This is a genomic window from Nonomuraea rhizosphaerae (genome assembly GCF_019396405.1).
GTDB lineage: Bacteria > Actinomycetota > Actinomycetes > Streptosporangiales > Streptosporangiaceae > Nonomuraea > Nonomuraea rhizosphaerae.
In genome coordinates this window covers 1-3,632 of sequence record NZ_JAHKRL010000200.1, presented here as the reverse complement: position 1 = coordinate 3,632, position 3,632 = coordinate 1, and the positions used below count along the sequence as shown (strand labels likewise).

6 protein-coding genes are annotated in these 3,632 nt (G+C 68.1%); 4 read left to right on the top strand and 2 right to left on the bottom strand.

What is annotated here, in order from left to right; translation table 11 throughout:
* On the top strand, positions 1-995 hold a 995-nt coding region (locus KME77_RS09725; RefSeq protein ID WP_219464320.1), incomplete at its 5' end, for a mannosyltransferase family protein.
* A 114-nt stretch (positions 996-1,109) separates the two neighbouring features.
* Here the strand turns inward: KME77_RS09725 and KME77_RS09720 are convergent.
* On the bottom strand, positions 1,110-1,850 hold the full coding sequence (locus KME77_RS09720) for a deoxyribonuclease IV (protein ID WP_219464318.1): 741 nt from the start codon (positions 1,848-1,850) through the stop codon (positions 1,110-1,112).
* A 115-nt stretch (positions 1,851-1,965) separates the two neighbouring features.
* On the opposite strand from KME77_RS09720, the gene KME77_RS09715 reads away from it, so the two are divergent.
* Positions 1,966-2,103 (top strand): hypothetical protein, encoded by a 138-nt coding sequence (locus KME77_RS09715; RefSeq protein ID WP_246609510.1) that lies wholly within the window; start codon positions 1,966-1,968, stop codon positions 2,101-2,103.
* A gap of 73 nt (positions 2,104-2,176) precedes the next feature.
* On the opposite strand, the gene KME77_RS09710 is transcribed toward KME77_RS09715, so the two are convergent.
* Entirely contained in the window at positions 2,177-2,488 is a 312-nt protein-coding gene (locus KME77_RS09710) for a hypothetical protein (RefSeq protein ID WP_308250641.1), read from the bottom strand.
* A 188-nt stretch (positions 2,489-2,676) separates the two neighbouring features.
* Between KME77_RS09710 and rpsF the strand changes: the two genes are divergently transcribed.
* Entirely contained in the window at positions 2,677-2,967 is a 291-nt protein-coding gene (gene rpsF / locus KME77_RS09705; protein ID WP_026214314.1) for a 30S ribosomal protein S6, read from the top strand.
* A gap of 78 nt (positions 2,968-3,045) precedes the next feature.
* Entirely contained in the window at positions 3,046-3,624 is a 579-nt protein-coding gene (locus KME77_RS09700) for a single-stranded DNA-binding protein (RefSeq protein WP_219464313.1), read from the top strand.
* Positions 3,625-3,632 lie beyond the last annotated feature (8 nt).

The window sequence follows — 3,632 nt, the reverse complement described above, 5'->3', positions numbered from 1 at the left end:
GGACGCTGCTCGGCGTCGCGCTGGGCGACTACGTGGGCCTGTGGCGGAAGTGGGACGCCGGGCTGTTCATCACGATCGCCGAGCACGGCTACGACGGCGATCCCGGCAAACCACCGGATGCCGGGCTGCCCGCGTTCTTCCCCGGGATGCCGCTGGCGATGCGGCTGGTCCACCTCGTGGTCCCCGACTGGACGGCCTGCGGGCTGATCGTCTCGCTGGTCGCCGGGCTGGTGGCCATGGTGGCGCTGGCCAGGCTGACGGAGCTGGAGGGCGGCGCGGGGTGGGCGGCCGTGCTCGGGCTGCTGATGTTCCCGCTGGCCGTCTTCCTGACCGCCGGGTACAGCGAGGCGCTGTTCCTGGCGTTCGCGATCCCCGCCTGGCTGGCCGCCAGGAAGGGGCAGTGGCCACTGGCGGTCGTGCTGGCCGCGGGCGCCTCCTGCGTGCGGATCACCGGGCTGTTCCTGGCGGTCGCGCTGATCGTGGAGTTCGCGCTGTCCAGGCGGCGGCTGCGCGACGCGCCGTGGCTGCTGGTGCCCTTCGTGCCGCTGGTGGCGTACTCGTACTTCCACTACAGCCGCTCCGGCGACTGGCTGGCCTGGAAGCACGCCCAGGAGGCCGGTTGGGGACGGGAGATGGTGTGGCCCTGGCAGGCCTGGGACACCACGTGGCACTCTGCGATGGGCACCGGCGACTTCGCCGTGGCCTTCCGCATGGAGCTGGTCGGCGCGGTGGTGTCGGTGGTCGCGCTCGCCTGGCTGGCGGCGATGCGCAGGTGGAGCGAGCTGGTGTACACGGGGCTGCAGGCGGGGGCGCTGCTGACCTCGGCCTACTACCTGTCGGTCCCGCGCTCGCTGCTGCTGTGGTTCCCGGTGTGGGTGGCGGTCGGGCGGCTGGCCACCAGGCATCAGTGGGTGGTGGTGGCGTACGCGCTGGTCTCCGGGCCGCTCATGCTCCTGGACGTGATCCGATTCCTGAGTGGCGCGTGGGCAGGATGATCCCCATACCCACTTGTGGGACGCGGTAATCCAGGGAAGTTATCCACAGGCTGTGGGTATCGCCTGGAGATTCTCTCGAAGGATCTTCCTCCGGAGGCCGTCCCCCAAGGGTTGCTAGAGGTTCTTCCGCAGGAACGCGATGTCCTCGGCCTGACCCTCGCTGGGCGTCTCCACCACGATGGGCGCCGCGGCCGCGCGGCAGACCGCCAGGATCAGCTCGGGGTCGATCTTCCCGTTGCCCAGGTTGGCGTGCCGGTCGGCGCCCGAGTCGAACTCGTCGCGCGAGTCGTTGCAGTGGACCAGGTCGATGCGGCCGGTGATCGCCTTGATCCGGTCGACCACGTCGACGAGCTCCTCGCCGCCCGCGTGCGCGTGACAGGTGTCGAGACAGAAGCCCACGTCGAAGCCGTCGAGCGCGTCCCACAGGCGGGCGATGCGGTCGAGCCTGCGGGCCATCGCGTTGTCGCCGCCCGCGGTGTTCTCGATCAGGACCGGGATCGGGCACTCCATGCGCTCGAACACCTTGCGCCAGTTGTCGAACCCGGCCTGAGGGTCGTCGCCCTTGTTCATGTGACCGCCGTGGACGATCAGCCCCTTGGCGCCGAGGCCCGCCGCCGCCTCCAGGTGCTGGGCCAGCAGCTTGCGGCTCGGGATCCGGATCCGGTTGTTGGCGGTGGCCACGTTGATCAGATAAGGGGCGTGGATGTAGATGTCGACGCCCTCGACCGGCACCTCCGGGAGCACCGGCTTCTTGTAGCCCTGTGGATCGCCGAGGAAGAACTGCACCACCTCGGCCCCCACCTCGGCGGCGCGAGCGGCGGGGTCTTCCTGGCCTACGTGAGCTCCAATGCGCATGTCACGAGCTTATCCGTTTGGAGACTGTGCCTCAGGGAAGCTGCCTTGCGCCCCCTACGCGAGGAGAACGACCATGACGCGCTGGCGCTGGCGCTCGTTGATCATCTTAATTTATGTGCTCATAGGCATCTACATAGCGTGGGTGTACGACTACATCACCCCGGGGATCATCAGGGACATCGCGGAGGCGCTGCTCGCAGTGTTCCTCTGGTTCCTGGTCCTGCTCGGAGTGGATCTGCACATCGGAAGATGATCATCTATATCGGTCCCGGCGTCCGGCCGGGACCGTAGTTTTTTTGCCCTTTCCCTGCCCGTTCCTGGTCCGTCTACGGGAGGAAGCCGCCGTGGGCGATGCCGAGCCCGGCGCCGACGAACGACGCCACCAGGCCGACGATGTTCAGGGTGCGCTGCGGCGTGGTGACGGAGATGTACTGCGAGTAGAGCCCGACCCCGAACCCGAGCGTGCCCAGCCACGCCGAGATCGCGTGAGCGGTGACGAAGAACGTCGCGGCGAACGACACGAGGCCGCACACCAGCGTGACGATGGACAGGATGTTCTCGACCGGATGAGGTCTGCCGTCGCTGTTGAGCGTGAGCCTGAACCGCCGGCTCTCCGATGGCTGAAGGATGTGCGGCACTGCTGTCACCCCCAGGGTTTCCTACAGGCCTTCCCATCCACGCGCGGCTGGTAACCTGGTCAGGCTGCGTTGTGATGGGTGATCCATCGCCCCGGGGCGCCGAAGTGGGCGCCCGGGCCTGACGTCAGCGTCCTCCTGTCACGGCAGAGTGTCGTGACCGCAAGAGTCCAGAGGAGGTTGGAGTCCGCATGCGTCGTTACGAAGTAATGGTCATTTTGGACCCTTCGCTCGATGAGCGCACTGTGGCGCCGTCCCTCGACCAGTTCCTCACCGTGGTCCGCAACGACGGCGGCACCGTGGAGAAGGTCGACGTCTGGGGCCGTCGCCGTCTCGCCTACGACATCGACAAGAAGTCGGAAGGCATCTACGCCGTCATCGACCTGTCCGCGGAGCCCGCGACGGTCAAGGAGCTCGACCGGCAGATGAACCTCAACGAGGGCATTCTGCGCACCAAGGTCCTGCGCCCCGACGTGCACTGACTCCCGGTTTTTGTCGGAGCACAGTCGTAATCTGAGCCGTAACCCAAGCGAAGGCGTGCAGGAAGGCGAGCGCTAGCCATGGCAGCAGGCGACACCGTTATCACCATCGTCGGCAACCTTGTCGACGACCCGGAGCTGCGCTTCACCCCCACGGGTCAAGCCGTGGCTCGATTCCGCATCGCGTCCACTCCGCGGTTCATGGACCGCCAGACCAACGAGTGGAAGGACGGCGAAAGCCTCTTCCTGACCTGCAACGTGTGGCGGCAGGCGGCTGAGAACGCCGCCGAGAGCCTCCAGCGCGGCATGCGGGTCATCGTGCAGGGCCGGCTCAAGCAGCGGTCCTACGAGACCAAGGAAGGCGAGAAGCGCACGGTCTACGAGGTCGAGGTCGACGAGGTCGGCCCGTCTCTGCGCAACGCCACCGCCAAGGTCAACCGCACCTCCCGCCAGGGCGGCGGAGGCGGCGGTGGCTTCGGCGGCGGCCCGGCCGACGACCCGTGGGCCTCCGCGACGCCCGCTCCGCCCCAGGGCGGCGGCGGCTTCGGCGGCGGCAACAGCGGTGGCGGCGGCGGTGGCGGCAGCTACGGCGGCGGCCAGCAGGGCGGCGGCGGCTTCGGCGGCGGCGGCAACGACTTCAGCGACGAACCGCCTTTCTAACACCAGTT

Excerpts from the sequence above, each read along its gene's own strand:
- KME77_RS09720 (WP_219464318.1), bottom strand. The coding sequence starts at position 1,850 with ATGCGCATTGGAGCTCACGTAGGCCAGGAAGACCCCGCCGCTCGCGCC.
- KME77_RS09700 (WP_219464313.1), top strand. The coding sequence starts at position 3,046 with ATGGCAGCAGGCGACACCGTTATCACCATCGTCGGCAACCTTGTCGAC.
- rpsF (WP_026214314.1), top strand. The coding sequence starts at position 2,677 with ATGCGTCGTTACGAAGTAATGGTCATTTTGGACCCTTCGCTCGATGAG.